The organism is Xanthomonas rydalmerensis, assembly GCF_033170385.1.
Lineage (GTDB): Bacteria > Pseudomonadota > Gammaproteobacteria > Xanthomonadales > Xanthomonadaceae > Xanthomonas_A > Xanthomonas_A rydalmerensis.
The window spans coordinates 3,492,660-3,512,696 of the sequence record NZ_CP126170.1; the positions used below are offsets into that span (position 1 = coordinate 3,492,660).

General features: G+C 69.5%; 20 protein-coding genes. 14 read left to right on the top strand and 6 right to left on the bottom strand.

What is annotated here, in order from left to right; translation table 11 throughout:
- Positions 1 to 149 precede the first annotated feature (149 nt).
- Positions 150 to 1,238, top strand: coding sequence for an alkene reductase (locus QN245_RS14625; protein ID WP_184643815.1), 1,089 nt, complete (start codon positions 150 to 152; stop codon positions 1,236 to 1,238).
- Positions 1,239 to 1,369: 131 nt separating this feature from the next.
- On the opposite strand, the gene QN245_RS14630 is transcribed toward QN245_RS14625, so the two are convergent.
- Entirely contained in the window at positions 1,370 to 2,248 is an 879-nt protein-coding gene (locus QN245_RS14630) for a LysR family transcriptional regulator (RefSeq protein ID WP_167087500.1), read from the bottom strand.
- 119 nt (positions 2,249 to 2,367) lie between these two features.
- On the opposite strand from QN245_RS14630, the gene QN245_RS14635 reads away from it, so the two are divergent.
- Both QN245_RS14635 and QN245_RS14640 read left to right on the top strand, forming a co-directional pair.
- Complete coding sequence (locus tag QN245_RS14635; RefSeq protein WP_425612872.1) at positions 2,368 to 3,558, top strand: serine hydrolase domain-containing protein; 1,191 nt, start codon at positions 2,368 to 2,370, stop codon at positions 3,556 to 3,558.
- Entirely contained in the window at positions 3,555 to 4,730 is a 1,176-nt protein-coding gene (locus QN245_RS14640) for an MFS transporter (RefSeq protein ID WP_317843513.1), read from the top strand. The genes QN245_RS14635 and QN245_RS14640 overlap by 4 nt, the downstream gene beginning before the upstream one ends.
- Positions 4,731 to 4,797: 67 nt before the next feature.
- Here the strand turns inward: QN245_RS14640 and QN245_RS14645 are convergent, their stop codons facing one another.
- Positions 4,798 to 5,139, bottom strand: coding sequence for a zinc ribbon domain-containing protein YjdM (locus QN245_RS14645; RefSeq protein ID WP_048490980.1), 342 nt, complete (start codon positions 5,137 to 5,139; stop codon positions 4,798 to 4,800).
- Between the two features lie 90 nt (positions 5,140 to 5,229).
- Here QN245_RS14645 and QN245_RS14650 point away from each other — a divergent pair, with 90 nt between their 5' ends.
- From QN245_RS14650 to QN245_RS14685, 8 genes are all read left to right on the top strand, one after another.
- Positions 5,230 to 6,186 carry a cation diffusion facilitator family transporter gene (locus tag QN245_RS14650; protein ID WP_317843514.1) on the top strand — a complete coding sequence of 319 codons (957 nt, stop codon included), beginning with the start codon at positions 5,230 to 5,232 and terminating at the stop codon, positions 6,184 to 6,186.
- A gap of 124 nt (positions 6,187 to 6,310) precedes the next feature.
- The gene (locus QN245_RS14655) at positions 6,311 to 6,781 is read left to right on the top strand and encodes an FKBP-type peptidyl-prolyl cis-trans isomerase (RefSeq protein ID WP_167087492.1); all 471 of its coding nucleotides are present in this window, start codon (positions 6,311 to 6,313) and stop codon (positions 6,779 to 6,781) included.
- A gap of 121 nt (positions 6,782 to 6,902) precedes the next feature.
- Positions 6,903 to 8,261 carry an Hsp70 family protein gene (locus QN245_RS14660; RefSeq protein ID WP_317843515.1) on the top strand — a complete coding sequence of 453 codons (1,359 nt, stop codon included), beginning with the start codon at positions 6,903 to 6,905 and terminating at the stop codon, positions 8,259 to 8,261.
- Positions 8,262 to 8,588: 327 nt separating this feature from the next.
- Entirely contained in the window at positions 8,589 to 8,915 is a 327-nt protein-coding gene (locus QN245_RS14665) for a YkgJ family cysteine cluster protein (RefSeq protein WP_167087488.1), read from the top strand.
- A 16-nt stretch (positions 8,916 to 8,931) separates the two neighbouring features.
- The gene (locus QN245_RS14670; RefSeq protein WP_184449164.1) at positions 8,932 to 9,132 is read left to right on the top strand and encodes a hypothetical protein; all 201 of its coding nucleotides are present in this window, start codon (positions 8,932 to 8,934) and stop codon (positions 9,130 to 9,132) included.
- A gap of 252 nt (positions 9,133 to 9,384) precedes the next feature.
- Positions 9,385 to 10,179 (top strand): EAL domain-containing protein, encoded by a 795-nt coding sequence (locus QN245_RS14675; protein ID WP_184449162.1) that lies wholly within the window; start codon positions 9,385 to 9,387, stop codon positions 10,177 to 10,179.
- 93 nt (positions 10,180 to 10,272) lie between these two features.
- Entirely contained in the window at positions 10,273 to 10,851 is a 579-nt protein-coding gene (locus QN245_RS14680; RefSeq protein WP_317843516.1) for a mechanosensitive ion channel family protein, read from the top strand.
- A gap of 101 nt (positions 10,852 to 10,952) precedes the next feature.
- On the top strand, positions 10,953 to 11,216 hold the full coding sequence (locus tag QN245_RS14685) for a DUF2789 domain-containing protein (RefSeq protein WP_184449160.1): 264 nt from the start codon (positions 10,953 to 10,955) through the stop codon (positions 11,214 to 11,216).
- Between the two features lie 3 nt (positions 11,217 to 11,219).
- Here the strand turns inward: QN245_RS14685 and QN245_RS14690 are convergent, their stop codons facing one another.
- Positions 11,220 to 11,486, bottom strand: a complete 267-nt coding sequence (locus QN245_RS14690; RefSeq protein ID WP_048490972.1) for a DksA/TraR family C4-type zinc finger protein — start codon at positions 11,484 to 11,486, stop codon at positions 11,220 to 11,222.
- 112 nt (positions 11,487 to 11,598) lie between these two features.
- Positions 11,599 to 12,132: a DUF2058 domain-containing protein gene (locus QN245_RS14695; protein ID WP_317843517.1), complete on the bottom strand. Its 534-nt coding sequence runs from the start codon at positions 12,130 to 12,132 to the stop codon at positions 11,599 to 11,601.
- A 116-nt stretch (positions 12,133 to 12,248) separates the two neighbouring features.
- On the opposite strand from QN245_RS14695, the gene QN245_RS14700 reads away from it, so the two are divergent.
- Together QN245_RS14700 and QN245_RS14705 are read left to right on the top strand one after the other, a co-directional pair.
- A complete protein-coding gene (locus tag QN245_RS14700; RefSeq protein ID WP_184449158.1) occupies positions 12,249 to 12,755 on the top strand; it encodes a YgjP-like metallopeptidase domain-containing protein in 507 nt (168 codons plus the stop codon).
- 70 nt (positions 12,756 to 12,825) lie between these two features.
- The gene (locus tag QN245_RS14705) at positions 12,826 to 13,536 is read left to right on the top strand and encodes an rRNA pseudouridine synthase (protein ID WP_317843518.1); all 711 of its coding nucleotides are present in this window, start codon (positions 12,826 to 12,828) and stop codon (positions 13,534 to 13,536) included.
- Positions 13,537 to 13,638: 102 nt separating this feature from the next.
- Here the strand turns inward: QN245_RS14705 and QN245_RS14710 are convergent, their stop codons facing one another.
- Positions 13,639 to 14,445: an SGNH/GDSL hydrolase family protein gene (locus QN245_RS14710; protein ID WP_317843519.1), complete on the bottom strand. Its 807-nt coding sequence runs from the start codon at positions 14,443 to 14,445 to the stop codon at positions 13,639 to 13,641.
- Positions 14,446 to 14,950: 505 nt separating this feature from the next.
- On the opposite strand from QN245_RS14710, the gene QN245_RS14715 reads away from it, so the two are divergent.
- The gene (locus QN245_RS14715; protein ID WP_260302832.1) at positions 14,951 to 16,552 is read left to right on the top strand and encodes an outer membrane protein assembly factor BamB family protein; all 1,602 of its coding nucleotides are present in this window, start codon (positions 14,951 to 14,953) and stop codon (positions 16,550 to 16,552) included.
- A 241-nt stretch (positions 16,553 to 16,793) separates the two neighbouring features.
- On the opposite strand, the gene QN245_RS14720 is transcribed toward QN245_RS14715, so the two are convergent.
- On the bottom strand, positions 16,794 to 19,706 hold the full coding sequence (locus QN245_RS14720) for a TonB-dependent receptor domain-containing protein (RefSeq protein ID WP_317843520.1): 2,913 nt from the start codon (positions 19,704 to 19,706) through the stop codon (positions 16,794 to 16,796).
- Between the last annotated feature and the right edge of the window lie 331 nt (positions 19,707 to 20,037).

Below are 20,037 nucleotides of genomic sequence, written 5' to 3' on the forward strand. Positions count from 1 at the left end.
CCTCCTGAAGAAGATGCCGCGGCAGCAACGCACTGTCCCATCGCACCGCCGCGAAACCGCCGGGTGCGTCCCCATGTCTTGCACGCATGCTTCCGTGCAGCGCCGCGCTGCAGGGTTGCCCGCCCCACCCCACACCGAGAGATCCACCGATGACCGATACCGCTTCCCCGCTGTTCACGCCGCTGCGCCTGGGTGCGATCGCACTGGCCAACCGCATCGTGATGGCACCCCTGACCCGCAACCGCGCAGAAGGCGAAGGCCGCATCCCCTCGCCGCTGGCCGCCGAGTACTACGGCCAGCGCGCCAGCGCCGGCCTGCTCATCGCCGAGGCGACCCAGATCAGCCCGATGGGCCAGGGCTACAAGGACACCCCGGGGATCTACAGCGACGCGCAGGTCGCGGCCTGGAAGACAGTCACCGACGAAGTGCATCGACGCGGCGGCAAGATCGTGCTGCAGCTGTGGCACGTCGGCCGCATCTCGCACGTCAGCCTGCTGCCGGACGGCGCCGCGCCGGTGGCGCCCAGCGCGCTGCGCGCCGACGCCAAGACCTTCACCGCCGAGGGCTTCACCGATGTCTCCGCGCCGCGCGCGCTGCGCCTGGACGAAATCCCCGGGCTGATCGAGGACTTCCGCCGCGCCGCCCGCAACGCCATCGCCGCCGGCTTCGACGGCGTGGAAGTGCACGCCGCCAACGGCTACCTGATCGACCAGTTCCTGCGCGACGGCAGCAACCACCGCGACGACGCCTACGGCGGCAGCATCGAGAACCGCACCCGCCTGCTGTTCGAAGTGGTGCAGGCGGTGGCGCAGGAAATCGGCGCCGACCGCACCGGCGTGCGCCTGTCGCCGGTGACCCCGGCCAACGATGCCCGCGACAGCGACCCGCAGCCGCTGTTCGAGCGCGCGGTGGAACGCCTGGATCCGCTGGGCCTGGCCTTCGTGCACGTGATCGAAGGCGCCACCGGCGGCCCGCGCGACAACATCGCCTTCGACTACGCGGCGCTGCGCGCCAAGTTCCATGGCCCGTGGCTGGTCAACAACGGCTACGACAAGGCGCTGGCCGAAAAGACCGTGGCCTCCGGCCGCGCCGACGCGGTGGCGTTCGGCCGCCCGTTCATCGCCAACCCGGACCTGGTGGAACGGCTGCGCCGCGACGCGCCCTTGAACCAGGTGGACGCCGACACGCTCTACGGCGGCGGCGCCAAGGGCTACACCGACTACCCGACGCTGGACTGATTGCCCTGGGCTGGCGGCACCGCGCAGTGCCGCCAGCCTTGCGTCCAGGCAGCGCCGTCTTCTGCGGCGCGCGCTCAGGCGCGATGCGCATCGAGCACGGGCCGCGGCGCATCCGGCGCAGAGAGCTCGCCCTAGAACGTCAACCGCTCGCCGAGGAAATCGACGAACACGCGCAGCTTCGGCAGCATGTGCCGGCTCGACGGCCACAACAGATGGAAGGTGCCGGTGGAGTCGACATAGTCGTCGAGCAGCGTGCGCAGCGTGCCGGCCGCCAGTTCCGCGCGTACCGAGTGCTCCGGCAGGAAGGCGATGCCACAGCCGCGCAAGGCGAAGCTGAGCCGCGTCTCGATGTTGTTGCACACCATCGACACCGGCAACGGCAGGCCAGCCGCCGCCGCACCCAGCGGCCAGGCTTCCAGGCGCCCGCTGCTGCGGAAACGGTAGTGCAGACACTGATGGGCCAGCAGGTCCTGCGGCTGGAGCGGCGTGCCGCAGCGCTGCAGGTAATCGGGCGAGGCCACCAGGCAGCGGCGGAAACTGCCCAGGCGGCGCGAGGCCAGCCGCGAATCGTCCGGCTCGGCCACGCGCAACACGGCATCGAAACCTTCTTCGATCACGTCCACCAGGCGATCGTCGAAATCCAGGTCCAGCTGGACCTGCGGATAGGCGCGCATGAAGTCGCCCAGCACCGGCAACAGCACGTTGTTGTTCATCGGCAGACTGATCCGCAGCCGCCCCTTCGGCGTCGCCGCCAGGCTACCCAGCTCGCCGCGCGCCGCTTCGACCTCGGCCAGGATGCGCCGGCAGCGCGGCAGGAACAGCTGGCCTTCGGCGGTCAGGGTCAGGCTGCGGGTGCTGCGATGGAATAGGCGCACGCCCAGCGACTGTTCCAGCCGCGCCACGCTCTTGGCCATCGCCGAAGCGGACAGGCCCAGCACCCGCCCGGCCTCGGCGAAGCCGCCGCTCTCCATCACCTGCACGAAGCCACGCAGGCTCCCCAGACTGTCCATCGCAGCGCCACCGATTGCGGACATTTCCGTCCTCGCAGCGAGGAACTTTACCCGTCTTTTTCCGCAATCGGCAGGCGTCCACGCTGCACCTCCCTCCTCCATGCACAGCGCCGATGCCCATGCCCACCTCCATCCCCGATCCTGCACCGATGCGCTCGCCGCGCCAGGCTGCTCCGCTCGATGCCGCGATCGACCGCGCGTTGCACGAACGCCGGCTCGTCGGCGCAGTGGTGCTGGTCGCCCATCGCGGCGCCTGTATCTATCGCCGCGCCGCCGGCTGGGCCGACCGCGAAGCGCAACGGCCGATGCGCCAGGAGACGACGTTCCGCCTGGCCTCGGTCAGCAAACCGATCGTGGCGACCGCGGCGCTGGCGCTGGTCGCGCAGGGCCGCCTGGCGCTGGATGCGCCGATCGCCGGCTGGCTGCCGTGGTTCCGGCCGGCCCTGCCCGACGGACGCGTGCCGGACATCAGCCTGCGCCAGTTGCTCAGCCATAGCGCCGGGCTCGGCTACCGCTTCCTCGAACCCGAAGACGGTGCGCATGCGCGCGCCGGCGTCTCCGACGGCATGGACCGCAGCGGCCTGAGCCTGGAAGAAAACCTGCGCCGGCTGGCGCAGGTGCCACTGCAGTACCCGCCGGGCACCGGTTGGGGCTACTCGCTGGCGATCGACGTCGCCGGCGCGGTGCTGGAGGCCGCCAGCGGGCAGCCGCTGCCGCAGTTGGTCCACGATCTGGTCACCGCGCCGCTGGGGATGCAGGCCACCGCGTTCCATGCCGAGGATGCCGCCAACCTGGCAGTGCCCTACGTCGGCGACGTGCCGATGCCGCACCGGCTGGGCGAAGGCGAGGTGGTCGCGCCGTTCGCCGACGGCGCCGGCATCGTCTTCCATCCCTCGCGCGCGCTGGATCGCACCGCGTTTCCCTCCGCCGGCGCCGGCATGGTCGGCAGCGCCGGCGACGTGCTGCGCCTGCTGGAGACGCTGCGCGGCGGCGGCGCGCCGCTGTTGCCGGCCGATCTGGTCGCCGAGATGGGGCGCGCGCAGACCGGCGACTTCGGCCCACCGGACGGACCGGGCTGGAGCTACGGCCTGGGCTTTGCGGTGCTGCGCGACCCGGCGCCGACCGCGACGCCGGAGGCGCCCGGCACCTGGCGCTGGGGTGGCGCCTACGGGCACAGCTGGTTCGTCGATCCGGCGCATCAACTGAGCGTGGTGGCGCTGACCAACACGCTGTACGAAGGCATGTCCGGCGCGTTCGTGGTCGAACTGCGCGACGCGGTCTACGCCAGCCTGCGCGAACGGGCGGCATGAGCGGCCAGGGCCTGGAGTGCGGCGCGCCGTCGCGCCCGCCCGAGGCGCGACGCCTGCCCTGGAGCGGATTGCTGGCACTGGCCTGCGCCGGCTTCGTCACCATCCTCACCGAGACGCTGCCGGCCGGGCTGCTGCCGGCAATGGCGGACCGGCTGGGCGTCGGCGAGGCCTGGATCGGCCAGTTGGTCAGCGTGTACGCACTGGGCTCGCTGCTGGCGGCCATCCCGCTCACCGCCGCCACCCGGCGCCAGCGCCGGCGCCGGTTGCTGCTGCTCGCCATCGCCGGCTTCGCCGTCGCCAACACGGTCACCGCGGTGTCCAGCCGCTATGCGCCGATCCTGGTCGCGCGCCTGCTCGCCGGGGTCAGCGCCGGGTTGCTGTGGGCGCTGCTGGCCGGCTACGCGAGCCGGATGGTGGCGCCGGCCCAGCAGGGCCGCGCCATCGCGGTGGCGATGGTCGGCACGCCGTTGGCACTGGCGCTGGGCGTGCCGGCGGGTACATGGCTCGGGCAGCAGGTGGGCTGGCGCTGGAGTTTCGGCGCGATGTCCCTGCTGAGCCTCGGCCTGCTCGGCTGGGCCCGCGCCGCACTGCCGGATTTCGCCGGCCAGGCGGCGCATGCGGCGCTGCCGCTGCGCCGCGTGCTGCGCCTGCCCGGCATCGCCCGGGTGCTGGCGGTGATGCTGCTGTTCGTGCTCGCGCACAACCTGCTCTACACCTACGTCGCGCCGCTGCTGGCGCGGTCCGGCGCCGCGGTGGCGGTGGATCGCGCTCTGCTGCTGTTCGGCGTGGCCGCGCTGCTGGGCATCGTCGTGGTCGGGACGTGGATCGATCGCTGGCTGCGGCCCCTGTTGCTGGCCAGCATCGCCTTGTTCGCGCTGGCGGCGCTGACGCTGGCGCTGTGGCCGCGCTCGCCGACGCTGCTGGCGGTGGCCCTGGCGCTGTGGGGATTGGCGTTCGGCGGCTGCGCGACGCTGTTCCAGACCGCGATCGCCCGCCGTGCCGGCGACGCCGCCGATCTGGCGCAGTCGCTGGTGGTCACCGGCTGGAACCTGGCCATCGCCAGCGCCGGCCTGCTCGGCGGCGCACTGCTGCAACGGCATGGCGCCGCCGCGCTGCCCTGGACCGCGCTGGGGCTGCTGTTGCCGGCGTGGGCCTGCGCGCATCGCCACTAGAACGTCGACACCTGCGCAGCGTCGGCGCTCGCACGACCGCAGCGTGCCGCCGGCCCCGCGGCGCGGCTCAGGCCTTGCGCAGGAAGCAGGTCTTCAGCACCAGGCCCTTGATCTTGTCCGAGTTGCCTTCGATGTGTTCGGCATCGTCCTCGACCAGGCGGATGCCGCGGATCACCGTGCCCTGCTTCAGCGGGATCGACGAGCCCTTGACCTTCAGGTCCTTGATCACGACCACCGTATCGCCGGCCTGCAGCACGTTGCCGTTGCTGTCGCGTACCACCGTCGCCGCGTCGTTGGCGGCCTCGGCCGCGGCCGGCCACTCGTGGCCGCAGTCCGCGCACACCCAGTTGGCGCCGTCGACATAAGTGTTTTCCAGGGTGCATTGCGGGCAGGCGGGTGCGGCGGGCATGGGAGTCCTTGATACGGCGACGACGGCGAGCCGCCTATTGTAGCCGCCCGCCCCGTGCCGCCGTGCGGCCACGCCAGCCGCAGGAATCCTATGTCCGCTTCGTCCGGGTCCCGCCTCGCGATCTACGCCGCGCTCGCCGGCAATCTGGCCATCGCCATCGCCAAGTTCGTCGCCGCGGCGCTCTCCGGCAGTTCGGCGATGCTCAGCGAAGGCGTGCATTCGCTGGTGGACACGGTCAACGAGCTGTTGTTGCTGTACGGCCTGCGCCGCGCCGCGCGCCCGGCCGACGCCACCCATCCGTTCGGCCACGGGCGCGAGCTGTACTTCTGGAGCTTCATCGTCGCCCTGCTGGTGTTCGCGCTCGGCGCGGGGGTGTCGCTGTACGAGGGCATCGCCCATATCCGCCATCCGCAGCCGGCCAGCGACCACACCCTCAACTACATCGTGCTGGGGCTGTCGCTGTTGTTCGAAGGCGGCTCGTGGTGGATCTCGCTGCGCGAGTTCCGCGCGCGCAAGGGCCGCCTGAGCTACGTGCAGGCGTTCCGCGAGAGCAAGGATCCGAGCCTGTTCACCGTGCTGGTGGAAGACAGCGCGGCGTTGATCGGCCTGTTGATCGCACTCACTGGGCTGCTCGCTGCGCAATGGCTGGACATGCCGGAACTGGATGGCGTCGCCTCCATCGGCATCGCCGCGGTGCTGGCCTGCTCGGCGTTCGTGCTGGCGCGCGAGACCAAGGGCCTGCTGATCGGCGAGCCGGCGGCGCGCCCGCTCGGCGACGCGCTGCGGCGCATCGCCGCGGCCGATCCGGATGTGCGCGCGGTCAACGGCGTGCTCAGCATGCAGATGGGGCCGGACCAGGTGGTCGCCGCGCTCAGCGCCGAGTTCGAGGACCAGCGCAGCACCGCGCAGATCGAAGCGTGCATCGAGCGCATCGAGGCCGCCGCACGCGCCGAGCATCCGGAACTGCAGGCGCTGTTCGTCAAACCGCAGACCCCGGAGACCTGGCTGGCCCGGCGCACCGCGCTGCGCCAGCCGCAGGCGCCCTGAATGGCAGTACGCCGGCGCGACTTGCGGCCCTGCGCCGCTTTTCGTTAGGGTAGCCGGGTAGCACCCTCTCATCGCGCTGTGACTGTGCCGGCGTATCCCCCTTACTCACTGAACGAGGTTTCCCATGGAGATCGCCAACGGGCTTGTCGCCACCATCCACTACACCCTCACCGACGATGCCGGTGAAGTGATCGACCAGTCCTCGCCGGACAATCCGCTGAGCTACCTGCACGGCGCCGGCAACATCGTGCCGGGCCTGGAAAAGGCGCTGACCGGCAAGCGCACCGGCGAATCGGTCAAGGCCGACGTGATCCCGGCCGAAGGCTACGGCCCGCGCCACGAACAGCTGGTGCAGCAGGTGCCGCGCGGTTCGTTCCCGGATGCCGGGTCGCTGGCGCCGGGCATGCAGTTCCAGGCGCAGACCGACCAGGGTCCGCTGCTGGTCACGGTCACCGACGTCGGCGACGAGTTGGTGACCATCGACGGCAACCATCCGCTGGCCGGGCAGGTGCTGCATTTCGCAGTGGAAGTGGCCGGCGTGCGCGAGGCCACCGAGCAGGAAAAGAACCAGGGCCACGCCGGCGCCGCCCTGTAAGCGGCCCGGTTTCGCGTCCCCCACGAGGCCCGCCGATGCGGGCCTCGTGCGTATTGCGCCGCGCTTGCGTCGCGCTGCGGCTTGCCCCACAGTGCGCGGCCCTCCCGCCCCCGGCACCGTCATGCGCCTCGGTATCGACTTCGGCACCAGCAACTCCGCCGCCGCCGCGGTGATCGACGGCCGCGTGGTGCCGATCGACTTCGGCGCGCAGCAGCAGTTCCGCACCACGGTGTACTTCCCCGAGGTGATGCGCGACCCGGCCGAGTTCGATCTGACCCCGGCGCTGGAACGGCAGGTGGACGAGCTGATCGACTCCGGCCGCCGCGATGCGCTCGCCGCCGGGCGCGAACGCAGCCACGAGGCGCTGCGCCGCGACGCGATCCGGGTGGTGCGCCGGCAATGGATGGAAACGCAGATGCGCGAGCCGCGCAGTTCCGCGGCGCTGCTGCAGAACGCCGTGTACGGCGATGCCGCGCTGGATGCCTATTTCGTCGAGGGCGAAGGCAACCTGGTGCAGAGCCCCAAGTCGATGCTGGGCTACAACCTGCATCCGCGCGCACGCCAGACCATCACCGGCATCGCCGCGCACATTCTCGAACACATCCGCCTGACCGCCTCGCAGCAACTGGGCGTGCAGGTACGCCGCGCCCTGCTCGGGCGCCCGGTGCAGTTCCGCAGCTCGATCGGCGAGGCCGGCAACGCGCAGGCGCTGGAGATCCTGCACAGCGCCGCGATCACCGCCGGCTTCGACGACGTCGCCTTCCTGGAGGAACCGGCCGCCGCGGCGATGCATTACCACGCGGTCAGCCGCGAGCGCCACGCCGCGGTGGTGGTGGACATCGGCGGCGGCACCACCGACATCGCCCATGCCAGCGTCGGTGGCGACGCCGCGCCGCAGGTGCACCGCGCCTGGGGCATCCCGCGCGGCGGCACCGACATCGACCTGGCGCTGAGCCTGGCCGGCTTCATGCCGCAGTTCGGCCGCGGCATCACCCGCGTGCCCGCGCATCACTACGTCGAGGCGGCGATGGTGCAGGACACCACCCGCCAGCGCGATTTCCGCCAGCACCGCTACGACGCGGTGCCGGCGCCGTACGAGGCGCGTCTGCAAGCGCTGCAGGAACCCGGCAACACCGCGCGCCTGTACCGCGCGGTCGAGCGCAGCAAGATCCGCCTCAGCGACGCCGAGCGGCACGAAGAAACGCTGGACTACATCGAGGCCGGGCTGCAGGTGCAGGTGCAGGCCGAGGAACTGGTGCAGGCCGCACGCAGCTATTTGGAGGCCCTGCAGGAACTGCTGGCGCAGGTGCGCCAGGACATCGGCGGCGATCCGGCCGCAGTGTTCCTGACCGGCGGCATGTCGCGCGCCGGCTACCTGCAGCGTCTGGTCGCTGCCGCCTTCCCGCAAGCGCGCCTGGTCCATGGCGACCCCTCGTTCGGCGTGGTGCAGGGCCTGGCGCTGGCCGCCGCGCAGGACTAGCACGGCACAGGCAGCACAAGCGTCGGTGGCCTCCGCCGCCTGGCGGCGTCCTGCCGAGGCGCTGCCTTCGGCCTGCGTTGTTCATACTGTGAAGGCGCGACTCGCGTAGCATAGGTGCACGCTTCAGCGTCACGTCTCTATGCGCGTCTCGTCCGGCCGTTCCTGTCGCCCGACGCGCTCCCTTCTCGCCCCACCCTCCGTCCCGCTTCGGGCCGGACCCACCGGGAGCGCCATGTCCCCCGCCCCTGCCACGCTTCAGGCCGAGCGCCTGGCGTCGCCGCTCCATCCTCCGTACCGACCGACAGGTCGCGATCGCGGCGGCGACGCATGAGCGAGACCGCGAGGGAAGCCGCCGACTCCGGCATCGCCTGCGACCGCTGCGACGCGATCTGCTGCCGCCTGACCGTGCTGGTGATGCCGGACGACAACGTCCCCGAACATCTCACCGAGTACACCCGCGAGGGGCTGCACGTGATGGCGCGCGACGAGGACGGCTGGTGCGTGGCGGTGGACGGCGCGCGCATGTGCTGCTCGATCTATACGCAGCGCCCGGCGATCTGCCGCAAGTTCGCGATGGCCGGCCCGTACTGCCGCGAGATCCGCCGCACCCACCACGAGCAACTGACCCGTGGCATTCCACTGACGATGTACTGACTGCAGGAGTTCCAGCATGGCACGACCCACCAGCAACACCGCTTCGCCCAGCGCCAGGAACGCACGCGGCGCCAGCGCCAACGACAAGGCGCAAAAGGGCCTCAGCCGCGAGCGCATCGAGGCCGACCTGGCCGCCTTCCACCAGGCCGGCGGCCGCGTCGAGGTGCTCGGCACCACCCGCGTGCTGAAGAAGGTCGACGTCGCCGACGCGGGCTGACGCCCGCCCGCGCTTCCCGCGCGCCCATCGCAGTTCCTTGCGGCAGGCAATCAGCGAGGACGTGGACGCCCGTCCACGCCCGAGCGATGACGCGGCGCCAGGCATCCAACGACGGCGCCTTGGGTTCGGCTCGATCGCCGCACCGACCAAGCCCAATACGGCGTCCTCGGATGCCAGCGCAGGCCCGGAAGCACGCCGCCGTCTTCACGCCGAAAGCGCATACTGCGATCTCGTCCACGGTCTCGCTTCGGCATGCTCCTGCGCTCCCTTTCCGCCGAACTCGGCCAGCCCGCCTGCGGCAACTGTCGCGATGGCGAGCCACTGGATTTCGCCGTGCGCATGGCGTTCCAGCCCATCGTCGATGCCGCCAACCGCTCGATCTATGCCTACGAAGCGCTGGTGCGCGGCGAGGACGGCAGCGGCGCGGCGGCGGTACTGGCGCGGGTGCGCCCGCAGCAGATGTACCGTTTCGACCAGACCTGCCGGGTGCAGGCGATCGCCACCGCCGCACAGCTTGGCCTGCGCACGCGGCTGTCGATCAACTTCATTCCCAACGCGGTGTACGAGCCGGCGACCTGCATCCGCCTGACCCTGAAGGCGGCCGAGCACTTCGGCGTGCCCACCGGCGCCCTGATCTTCGAGTTGAGCGAGTCCGAACGCATCGCCGACCTGCCCAAGGTCGTGCGCATCCTGCGCGACTACGCGCAGCGCGGCTTCCTCACCGCGATCGACGACTTCGGCGCCGGCCACTCCGGCCTGAACCTGCTCGCCGATTTCCAGCCGCACCTGCTCAAGCTGGACATGGCGCTGATCCGCGGCATCGACGGCAGCGCCGCGCGTCGCCATATCGTCGGCGGCATCGTCGCGATGGCCGCACAACTGGGCTGCCGCATCCTCGCCGAGGGCGTGGAGACACCCGCCGAGTACCGCGCATTGCGCGCGCTGGGCATCGATCTCTACCAAGGCTATCTGTTCGCCAAGCCGGCGCTGGAGGCGCTGCCGGAGATCACCGCGGCGCAGTGGGACGCGCTGGAGCACGCCGGCTGAGCGATGCGCTGCCGCAGCGCACGGCAGCCGCACGACTTGCCCACAGCGGTCACGCTTGCGACCATCGCCTTTCCCCTGCGTTTCCGATGTGCAATGCCCTCGCTCCATACCCTGCTGCCGCCGTGGACGCACCGCTGGCTCGACGTGATCGTGCCCGGTGCGCAGATTGTGCTGATCGTGCTCGGCGCGTGGCTGCTGCGGACCTTGCTGCGGCGGCTGATCCGGCGCCTGGGCGAGCACCATGCGCTGCCGCCGGAACTGGTGCTGATGGCACGTCGCGGCAGCGGCTTCGTGATCTACGCGGCGGCGCTGCTGTTGATCCTGGACCGCTTCGGCGTGTCCGGCACCGTGCTGTGGACCGCCTTCACCGGATTCGCCGCGGTCGCGGCGGTGGCGTTCTTCGCCGCCTGGAGCGTGCTGTCCAACATCTTCTGCACGCTGCTGATCTTCACTACGCGCCCGTTCCGCCTGCACGACCACATCGAATTGCTGGAGAACGGCGAGAAGCCGGGCCTGAAGGGCCAGGTGATCGACATCAACCTGATCTACACCACGCTGCGCGAGGAGCACGACGGTGACCGCGACAGCGTGCTGCAGATCCCCAACAGCCTGTTCTTCCAGCGCAGCACGCGCCGCTGGCGCGGCCATCCGGTGCCACCCGGCCTGGGCTGAGCGCCGCGACGCCGACGCTGACGCCATGCACATGGCGCAGCCGCTATGGTCGACGCCAGCCGCCCTCGTGCGGCGCCCCTTTCTTCCCGACCAGGTACTGCATGGAACCCGTCATCCCCCCGTTCGCCGACCTTTTCGCCCAGCTCGGCCTGCCCAACAGCGAAAGCGAAATCCGCCAGTTCATCGCCCGGCACGCGCCGCTGCCCGATGACATGCGCCTGGAAGAAGCCCCGTTCTGGACGCCGGCGCAGGCGCAGCTGCTGCGCGAGGAACGTCTGGAAGACGCCGACTGGGCGATCGTGGTCGATCAGCTCAACATCGCGCTGCACGCGAAGCCCGTGCTGGATGCCGATCGCGCCGGCTAAGCCTCAACGCAGCTGACTGTCCTTGCTGCCGCGGCGGTTGTAGCCGCTGTGCTCGTGCTGCGCGCGGTCCTGCGCCTCCTGGCAGGCCACGCACAGGCGCACGCCCGGCACCGCCTTGCGCCGCGCTTCGGGGATCGGCGCGTCGCAGTCCTCGCAGTGGCTCAACCCCGGGCCCTGCGGCAATTGGCTGCGCGCCCGCTTGATCGCATCCTCGACGGTCGCATCGATCTGGTCCTGCACCGCGCCGTCGCCTGCCCACCCAGTGGCCATGGTCGTCTCCGCACTGTTGCCTTGCCTGGATGATGCGGCCGGCACCGGCGAATGCAATGCACGCCGGCTTCACCTTCCCGCGATGTTCATGGGCCCTGCGCGGCGCCGACCGTCACCAGATCAGATCGTCCGGCACCTGGAACTGGCTGTAGTAGGGATCGTCCTCGCCGCTGGCCGGCGTTGCCGCCAGCGCATCGAACACGATGGTCTCCGGGTCCCGGGCGACGATCCTTTCCACGACCGCGCGCGGCACCGGCACATAGCCGGCATCCAGCCGCGCGATCACCACACTGCCGGCGATCAGTTGCGCGCGCAAGGCCGCATCCACCCGCAGCCGCTGGATCTTGCCGGCATCGGTGAAGTGGTAGTCGATCTCGCCGTCGGCCTTGAGCTTGTGGCTCTCGACCAGTTGCCGCGCCTGTGCGCGCAGCTCCTGCGCACGGGCCTGGGCGTTGCGCTCGGCGGACAGCGCGCGGTCGCGCTCCACCCGCTCCTGCCGCAGCCGCTCGCTCTCGCGCTGCTCGGCGCTGGGCGGCGGCGGGGTCTTGCCCTGGCGCGCCTTGGCCTGCTCGCGCGCGACCTGCGCCACCTGGCTCTTCTTCACCAGGCCGGCCTTGAGCAGTTGCTCCTGCAGGGGATTGCGCATCGGAAGCGTCCACGGACTCGAAATCGGGAGGCGCATGATACCCGCAGCACCAGCGCCCGCCCGCGAAAGCCGTCACCGCGGATGCCCCGCGGCGCGCGGCACGCTAAGGTGGCGGGATGGACACCCTGCGCTATCTCGTCGGCTACCCGCCCCAGGTCCTGGACCAGGTGCGCGAGCTGATCGCGCGCGAACGCCTGGGCGACTGGCTGCGCAGCCGCTACCCCGAGGCCAACGCAGTACGCACCGACCGCCAGTTGTACGACTACACGCAAGCACTGAAGGACCGCTGCATGCGCAGCGCCGAGCCGCTGCACAAGGTGATCTACGACAACCGCCTGCAGGCGGTGAAGCACGCGCTGGGCACCCACACCACGGTGTCGCGCGTGCAGGGCGGCAAGCTCAAGGCCAGCCGCGAGATCCGCATCGCCGGCGTGTTCCGGGATGCGCCGGCGGCGTTCCTGCCGATGATCGTCGCCCACGAGCTGGCGCACCTGAAGGAAAGCGCGCACAACAAGGCGTTCTACCAGCTGTGCGCGCACATGACGCCGGAGTATCACCGCCTGGAGTTCGACCTGCGCCTGTACCTGACCCAGCTGGAATTGTCCGGCGGCAGCGACCGCTGAGCGGCGCCGCGCGTGGCAGCGCAGCGGCGGCAGCACGTACACTGCGCTGCCCTGATCGCCGAGCGTTTCGATGTCCGCCCCCACCCGCCTCGACAAATACGTGGCCGCCATGCTGCCGTGCTCGCGCAGTGAAGCGCAGCAATACATCGAGGGCGGCTGGGTCAGCGTGGACGGCGTGGTGGTCGAGGAGCCGCAAGCCGCGGTGACGACGCAGCAGGTGACCCTGGCCGCCGACGCGCAACTGGGGGCGGTCGAACCGGCCACGCTGCTGCTGCACAAGCCGGCCGGCCTGGATCTGGACGCGGCGCTGGCGCTGGTCAGGCCGGACACGCGCAGCGCCCTGGACACGAGCGAGGTGCGCGTGCTGAAACGCCACTTCCTGCGCCTGAACGCGCCGCTGCCGTTGGAGCCAGCGGCCAGCGGCCTGCTGGTGCTGAGCCAGGACGGCCGCGTGCTGCGCCGCCTGACCGAGGACGCGAGTTCGATCGAACAGGAATTCGTGGTGGAAGTGCGCGGCGAACTGCGGCCCTACGGCATGCTGCGGCTGGCGCACGGCCTGGTCTACCAGCAGCGCAGCCTGCCGCCGTGCAAGGTGAGCTGGCAGAACGAGGACCGCCTGCGCTTTGCGATCAAGCACGTGCAGCCCGGCCAGCTGCAGGCCATGTGCGCCGAGGTGGGACTGGAGGCGATCAGCCTGCGCCGCCTGCGCATCGGCCGCATCCCGCTGGGCAAACTGGCGCCGGGCGAGTGGCGTTACCTGCCGGGTGGCGAGCGCTTCTGAGAGGGTTGCGCCGCTGCGGCGATGATCGTTGTTGCCAGCGCGCCGTACCCTCACCCCAACCCCTCTCCTGGGGGGGAAGAGGGGCTATGCGCGCGCGGCGGCTCAGGGCTTTGCGAGCGCGCGCTGGATCGCCTGCTCGGCCAGCGGCGCCATCACTGCATAGCCAGCGTTGTTGGGATGCACGCCGTCGATGGCCACGGTCTTGTCCATGCCGCCGTCGCGGTTGCTCAGCTTGCTGTAGTAATCCAGGTACACGGCACCCTGCTGCTGCGCGTACTGCTGCATCCACGCATTGAGCGCACGCACCTTCTGCGCCGGCTGCAGGCCCGGGCGCCACGGATAGTCGGTCACCGGCAGCACCGAAGCCAGCACCACCTTGATGTGGTGGGCCTGCGCCAGTTCGGTCATCGAACGCAGGTTGTCCTCGATCATGTCCAGCGTGGACAGCCCGGTGTTGCCGGCCAGATCGTTGGTGCCGGCCAGGATCACCACCACCGCCGGCTTCAGGTCGATCACGTCCTGGCGGAAGCGCACCAGCATCTGCGCGGTGGTCTGCCCGGAAATGCCGCGATTGACGTAGGCGGACTTGCCGGGGAAGAAGGTGGTGCCTTCGCGGCGGCCCCAGGCGTCGGTGATGGAGTCGCCGTAGAACACCACGCGCGGCGCGTCCGCGGCCGGCGCCGGCAGCGCGGCGTTGTCGGCGCGGTAGCGCTGCAGTTGCGCCCAGTCCAGCAGCCGCTGCTGCATCGCCTTCACTTCGTCGGGCTTGAGCGTGTCCGGCGCCCGCGTGTACAGCGCATCGACCTTGCCCTCCAGCGCCCCGGTGGACGCGGGCGTTGCCGCCTGCACGGCGCCTGCGGCAGTGGCGCACAGCGCGATGGCAAGGGACAACAGCGAGGGGCATTTCATCGAGGCATTCCTTGTGCGGACAACGGTGATCGCACAGTGTAACCAACCGCTCGCATCGCCCATGCCGCATCGCCGCAGCGGCACGGCCACCCCGTCGGACGGCATCGCGATTCAGCCCGCGCTCACGCTGGAAATCCTGCGGTCGGGATCGACAACGCATATCGCCACGCGCCCTCTCCGCCTGCCTCGCCGCGCGGTGTCGATGCTCGGCAACACGCGGACGCGACCGCCATCGCACCCGGCACCGGCATGCGTCACGCGCGTGCCGGCACGATGACAGCGCGATGCCGCCGCCATCGTTTTTCGCTATCGCGGCAACCTTTTGCGAACGCCCTAACTTTTTCGTAAGTACATGACACGCAAGGATTTTCACTTCTAGGATGGCCGCGGACGTGACGGGGGGATCCTCACCCAAGCCCGAAGGACATCCATGAAAACGCGTGATGCACACCAGAACCTCTCCCGCCTGCGGCTGGCGTTGATTCCCGGCTTGATGTTCAGCGCAATGGCGATGGCGCAGTCCGCAGGCACCGCAGCGGCGACGACCGACACCAGCGCCGCCAGCGCACAATGGCGCAGCACCTTCTCCGGCGGCACGCCGTTCGCCACGCACAGCCTCTGGGACAGCGCTGGCGGCGGCTTCCTCAACACCCGCTTCGCGCCCGGCGAATGGCAGATCACCCCGTTCAACGCCGCGCGCCTGAAGACCGCGTGGACCTTCACCACGCAAGGCGACGTCTCGGCCACGCCGACCGTGCAGGGCACGGCGCTGTACGTGCCGGACTGGGGCGGCCAGCTGTATCGCATCGACACCGATCTGGGCAAGGCGGTGTGGCAGGTGAAGCTGGCCGACTACACCGGCATCGCCGGTTCGCTGTCGCGCAACAGCCCGGCGATCGCGCGCGACAGCATCCTGGTCGGCGACCAGGCCAGCGGCACCGTGCTGGCGATCGACAAGACCACCGGTAAGCTGCTGTGGAAAACCCTGGTCGAGTCCAACCCGCAGGCGCGCATCACCGCCTCGCCGGTGATCTACGGCGACCGCGTCTACGTCGGCGTGTCCTCCGGCGACTGGGGTGGCCTGACGCCGGGCTACAAATATTCCTTCCGCGGCAGCGTCGCCGCGCTGGACCTGAAGACCGGCAAGCTGCTGTGGAGCTTCCGCACCGCGCCGGAGGGCTACACCGGTGCGTCGGTGTGGGGCACGCTGGCGATCGATCCGCTGCGTCAGCGCGTCTACGCCACCACCGGCAACAACTACTCGGTGCCGGTCGACGTGGCTACCTGCGTCAAGAACGCCAACGGCGACAAGACCGCGCAACTGGCCTGCATGGCACCGGACAACTACGTCGATTCGGTGCTGGCGCTGGACATGCGCAGCGGCAAGCCGGTGTGGACGCGTCGCCTGCAGGGCGCCGATGCCTGGTCGCTGTCGTGCCTGGTCGCGCCGACCAATGGCCTGTGCCAGGACCCGCAGGGACCCGACTACGACTTCAGCGGCGGCGGCGCCAACCTGTTCACGGTGATCCGCAACGGCAAGCCGCAGGCGCTGGTCGGTGCCGGCCAGAAGAGCGGCGTGTACTGGGCGTTCGATGCCGACACCGGACAGACCGTATGGTCGACCCAGGTCGGCCCGGGCGGCACCGCCGGCGGCATCGAATGGGGCTCGTCGGTGGATCCGTTCGCCGCGCGCGTGTACGTGGCCATCAACAACAACGAGCACACGCCGTACACGCTGGCGCCGGGCAACACCGAGACCTGGAACGCCGGCTCGTGGGCCGCGCTGGATGCGACCAGCGGCAAGATCCTCTGGCAGGTCAAGGTGCCGGGCACCGACCCGGTGCAGACCGCATTCGGCGCCGGCGGCCGCGGCCCGCTCGCGTCGTCGCCGGGCCTGGTCTATGCCGGTTCGATGTCCGGCGCGATGACCGTGCTCGATGCCAAGACCGGCGCCACGCTGTGGAGCTTCGACGCCGGCGGCTCGGTGTCCAGCGCACCGGCGATCGTCGATGGTGCGGTGTACTGGGGCGCGGGCTACAGCCGCTTCAACTTCGGCACCGGCGTCAACAAGCTGTACAAGTTCGTACCGTCGAACCGGCGCCGCTGAGCGCAGCTCAAGACCACCTCTTCGGTCGTAATGCCTCTCCTGCGCAAGCGGGAGAGGCTGTTGCGCGGTGCTCGAGGGCATCGCATCGCGAAGCACCAGGCATCAGACGAGAACGACCTGGCGCCCGTACGCGTCGCACAGCACGCGCTGCGACGAGAGAGGGCACGACGCAACGCCAGGCCCATGAAAAATCCGGCGGGCTCCGCTTCCCGCGGCGCCCGCCGATCTATCGGCTGACCGCTCAGTTGAACGTGTAGTCCAGCGTCAGGAACATTTCCCGGCCGTTGTACTCGCTCGCGGTCTGCCCGGTGGGGACGAACTCGAAGCCGCCGGCGTAGTACGGAATCGCGCCGACCTTGTCGAAGATGTTCGACACCGCGAGCTTTGCGTGCAGATCCGGCGTGATCTGCAGGCCGACCGAGCCGTTCCAGGTGATCCACGCCGGCACGTGGCCCCGGTAGGTCGTGTCGGGCACGGTGACCTGGTTGCCGTCCTGGGTGACCTGGCAGACGCCGGTGGAGACGGACTCGCCGCCATTAGGCACCGTGACCATGCCGGGCTGGATGCCGTTGGGCAGCACGTCGCAGCCGGCGTAGTTAGGGGCGCGCATGCGGCCGTTGCGCACGCCGGAGATCGACACGTTCCAGCGGCCCTTGGTCCAGTCGGCGATCCAGGTCATGCGACTGGCCACGTTCTGGTAGCGGGTGTTCTGCAGCGGATCCGAGGCCAGCACGCGCTGCTTGTACGCCAGGTTGTTGGTGTAGTTGATGCCCGCGCGGAAGTCGCCGTAGCCGTCGGTGTGGAACTTGTAGTCCAGCGACGCGTCGACACCGGCCACGTACAGCGAGGCTTCGTTGATCGGGCCCGATTGCACCGAGACGATCTGGCCGTTGGCGTCGCGCTTCACCATCTGCGTGACCATCTGGCAGTACTCCGATCCGGCCACGTGCGCCGTGTACGGCGACAGGCCCGAGGTCCCGTTCGGCTTCACGCCGGTCAGGCAGCCCGCTTCGTCGGCCAGCACGGTGTCCTGGCCGAGGTACTGGATGGCGTTGTCCACGCCCATGTTCCAGTAATCGGCCGACACCGACAGCCCCTGCACGCCCGGCACCTGCCAGACGAAGCCGTAGGTCCAGGAGTGTCCGGTCTGCGGCAGCAACAGGCGGCTGCCGTTGGTGTAGAGCGTGTAGTACTGCGACCCGGGACGCTGCACGCTGTTGCACCAGGTGTTGTTGTTCTGACCGGCCTTGATCGCGTTTACGCACTGCAGCGGGTCGGCGTAGAAGCCCACCGGCGAGGTCGAACCGGTCAGGTAGATGGCCTGCATGTCCGGCGCCTTGAAGTTGGTGCCGTAGCTGCCGCGCAGCAGCAGACCGTCGTACGGGCGCCACTCCAGGCCCGAGCCCCAGGTGCGGGCGATGTCGGCGCGACTGGCGTCGTTGTACTTGTCCAGGCGACCGGAGAGCGTCCAGGTCACCGACTCCAGCACCGGCACGCGGAACTCCGTGCCCAGCGAGAAGCGCTGCCGGGTGCCGGCACCGGTGAGATAGGCACCGAACGGGTTCTGGAACGTGGATGGATCCGCCGCGCGCGGGTCCGGCGACAGCTTGAAGCCGTTGTGCGCGGCTTCGAGCACCGCGGCCCAGCCCACCGACCGATCGGCCCACGGCAACTTGAACAGGTCGCCGTTGACGCGCAGCTGCGCCTGGTCGAGCCAGGACGAAGCGGTGTTCACGCCGGTCACCGCGAACTGGTCGTACTGCTGCGGCGTGATCGGGTTCCAGAACTGCTGCCAGTTGAACGCGTAGATCGGCAGGCCGTCCGCGGTGGTGCCCTGCTGCTGGCCGAGGAAGAAGGTGTTGGTGGCCTGGGCGTTGTAGCCGGTGAATTCCTCGCGGACGATGTACTTCTGGGTGTTGAGGTTGAGGTCCCAGTTGAAACGGCCGTCGAACACGGTGCCGCGCAGGCCCGCCTGCAGGTTCCAGTTGAGTTCGCGATCGTAGGTGTTGGCGCTGACGCCGATCTCGTTCTGGGTCAACTGGCGGATGACCTGTTTGACCGTCTGTCCGGTGGTCTGGTCGTAGAACGGACCGGCGCTGAACACGTTGAGCTGCGTGTTGGAGATGCCCACGGTCTGGTACAGGGCGGCCGAGCCGTAGAACTGCAGGCCGTTCTGGAAGTCGTATTCGCCCGACAGATAACCGTTGTTGCTGCGGCTGCCCGGGGTCAGCACCCAGTTCTGGAACAGCGCCGGCTGCGCGCAGTAGAAGCCGTTGTCGGTGACGCCGGTGATCTGGGCGCCATTGGTGGTCACCGAGTGCGACTGCGCCAGGCGCGAATTGGTGAACTTGTCGCAGGTGCCGGAGGGCGGCGTGATGTAGTGGCCGTTGGCGTCGGTGGCCGACAGCGCGATCGCGCCGGCGGCATCGTACTGGTAGCCGAACATGCGCGAGGCCGGGCCCCATGCGCCGTAGCCCGCATCGGCCACGGAATCCTGGTAGGACCGATCCATGCCCCACAGCGCGCTGCGGTTGGAGTGCTCCAGGTTGTAGGTCACGTGCCAGTTGCTGCCGGCACTGCCACCGAAGTAGTTGATGTCGCCGTACTCGCGGCCGCCACGCGTCGCGCCGCCCGCGGTGACCTGCAGTTGGTTGCCCTCGTAGTTCTTCTTGAGGATCACGTTGACCACGCCGGCAACCGCGTCTGAGCCGTAGATCGACGACGCGCCGGAGGCCAGCACTTCGATGTGATCGATCATCCCGGTGGGGATGTTGTTGAAGTTCTGGAAGTTGCTCTGCTTGTTGAGCGGCTGCGGGTAATCGACCACGCGATGGCCATCGATCATCAGCAGGCTGAAACCGGGGCCGAGCCCGCGCAGGTTCACCGACCGCGCATTGACTGAACTGGAGCCCCACGAGGCCGGGTCGGACACCTGCTGGCCCACCTGCGGCAGCGAATCGAGGAATTCCCACAGCGTGGTGTAGCCCTGCTTCTTGATCTCTTCGCCGGTGATGGTGACCACCGGTGCGGGACCTTCGACCTCCACGCGCGGGATCATCGACCCGGTGACCGTCACCGCCTTGAGTTCGACCGGCTTGTCGGCCTTGCCGGGGCCGGTTGGCGGCGGCGGGCTGTCGGGCGCGGATTGCGCCATGAGAGAAGGCGCCCACAGCACGAGCGCAACGGAACTGGCGATGAGTCCACGCCGGAAAGCGGTTCTGTTCATTGGTCTCCCCCCTCAGGAGCGATCGATGTTCGAAGTGGTGCAAGCCCCCCGATTCCCCTGGCCTTGCGCGGGCCATCCGCAAGGCGGTGCATACAAGAACGAGAAGTTCATATATGTAACGCCAGCGTTATAGGCCGAATTTGAATCGATGCAAGCTGCGCTGCAGCACCCCAGGTTCGATTTAAGTAATTGAATCTACTGAAATTTGTCGGAAAGCCTGCAGAAAGGTAGCCACGCGTCGAAACCGTCTTGGGCAGGC

What these genes read in the sequence shown, in the direction of transcription:
- QN245_RS14625 (WP_184643815.1), top strand. Translation starts at nt 150, where the DNA reads ATGACCGATACCGCTTCCCCGCTGTTCACGCCGCTGCGCCTGGGTGCG.
- QN245_RS14630 (WP_167087500.1), bottom strand. Translation starts at nt 2,248, where the DNA reads ATGGACAGTCTGGGGAGCCTGCGTGGCTTCGTGCAGGTGATGGAGAGC.
- QN245_RS14635 (WP_425612872.1), top strand. Translation starts at nt 2,368, where the DNA reads ATGCCCACCTCCATCCCCGATCCTGCACCGATGCGCTCGCCGCGCCAG.
- QN245_RS14640 (WP_317843513.1), top strand. Translation starts at nt 3,555, where the DNA reads ATGAGCGGCCAGGGCCTGGAGTGCGGCGCGCCGTCGCGCCCGCCCGAG.
- QN245_RS14645 (WP_048490980.1), bottom strand. Translation starts at nt 5,139, where the DNA reads ATGCCCGCCGCACCCGCCTGCCCGCAATGCACCCTGGAAAACACTTAT.
- QN245_RS14650 (WP_317843514.1), top strand. Translation starts at nt 5,230, where the DNA reads ATGTCCGCTTCGTCCGGGTCCCGCCTCGCGATCTACGCCGCGCTCGCC.
- QN245_RS14655 (WP_167087492.1), top strand. Translation starts at nt 6,311, where the DNA reads ATGGAGATCGCCAACGGGCTTGTCGCCACCATCCACTACACCCTCACC.
- QN245_RS14660 (WP_317843515.1), top strand. Translation starts at nt 6,903, where the DNA reads ATGCGCCTCGGTATCGACTTCGGCACCAGCAACTCCGCCGCCGCCGCG.
- QN245_RS14665 (WP_167087488.1), top strand. Translation starts at nt 8,589, where the DNA reads ATGAGCGAGACCGCGAGGGAAGCCGCCGACTCCGGCATCGCCTGCGAC.
- QN245_RS14670 (WP_184449164.1), top strand. Translation starts at nt 8,932, where the DNA reads ATGGCACGACCCACCAGCAACACCGCTTCGCCCAGCGCCAGGAACGCA.
- QN245_RS14675 (WP_184449162.1), top strand. Translation starts at nt 9,385, where the DNA reads ATGCTCCTGCGCTCCCTTTCCGCCGAACTCGGCCAGCCCGCCTGCGGC.
- QN245_RS14680 (WP_317843516.1), top strand. Translation starts at nt 10,273, where the DNA reads ATGCCCTCGCTCCATACCCTGCTGCCGCCGTGGACGCACCGCTGGCTC.
- QN245_RS14685 (WP_184449160.1), top strand. Translation starts at nt 10,953, where the DNA reads ATGGAACCCGTCATCCCCCCGTTCGCCGACCTTTTCGCCCAGCTCGGC.
- QN245_RS14690 (WP_048490972.1), bottom strand. Translation starts at nt 11,486, where the DNA reads ATGGCCACTGGGTGGGCAGGCGACGGCGCGGTGCAGGACCAGATCGAT.
- QN245_RS14695 (WP_317843517.1), bottom strand. Translation starts at nt 12,132, where the DNA reads ATGCGCAATCCCCTGCAGGAGCAACTGCTCAAGGCCGGCCTGGTGAAG.
- QN245_RS14700 (WP_184449158.1), top strand. Translation starts at nt 12,249, where the DNA reads ATGGACACCCTGCGCTATCTCGTCGGCTACCCGCCCCAGGTCCTGGAC.
- QN245_RS14705 (WP_317843518.1), top strand. Translation starts at nt 12,826, where the DNA reads ATGTCCGCCCCCACCCGCCTCGACAAATACGTGGCCGCCATGCTGCCG.
- QN245_RS14710 (WP_317843519.1), bottom strand. Translation starts at nt 14,445, where the DNA reads ATGAAATGCCCCTCGCTGTTGTCCCTTGCCATCGCGCTGTGCGCCACT.
- QN245_RS14715 (WP_260302832.1), top strand. Translation starts at nt 14,951, where the DNA reads ATGGCGATGGCGCAGTCCGCAGGCACCGCAGCGGCGACGACCGACACC.
- QN245_RS14720 (WP_317843520.1), bottom strand. Translation starts at nt 19,706, where the DNA reads ATGGCGCAATCCGCGCCCGACAGCCCGCCGCCGCCAACCGGCCCCGGC.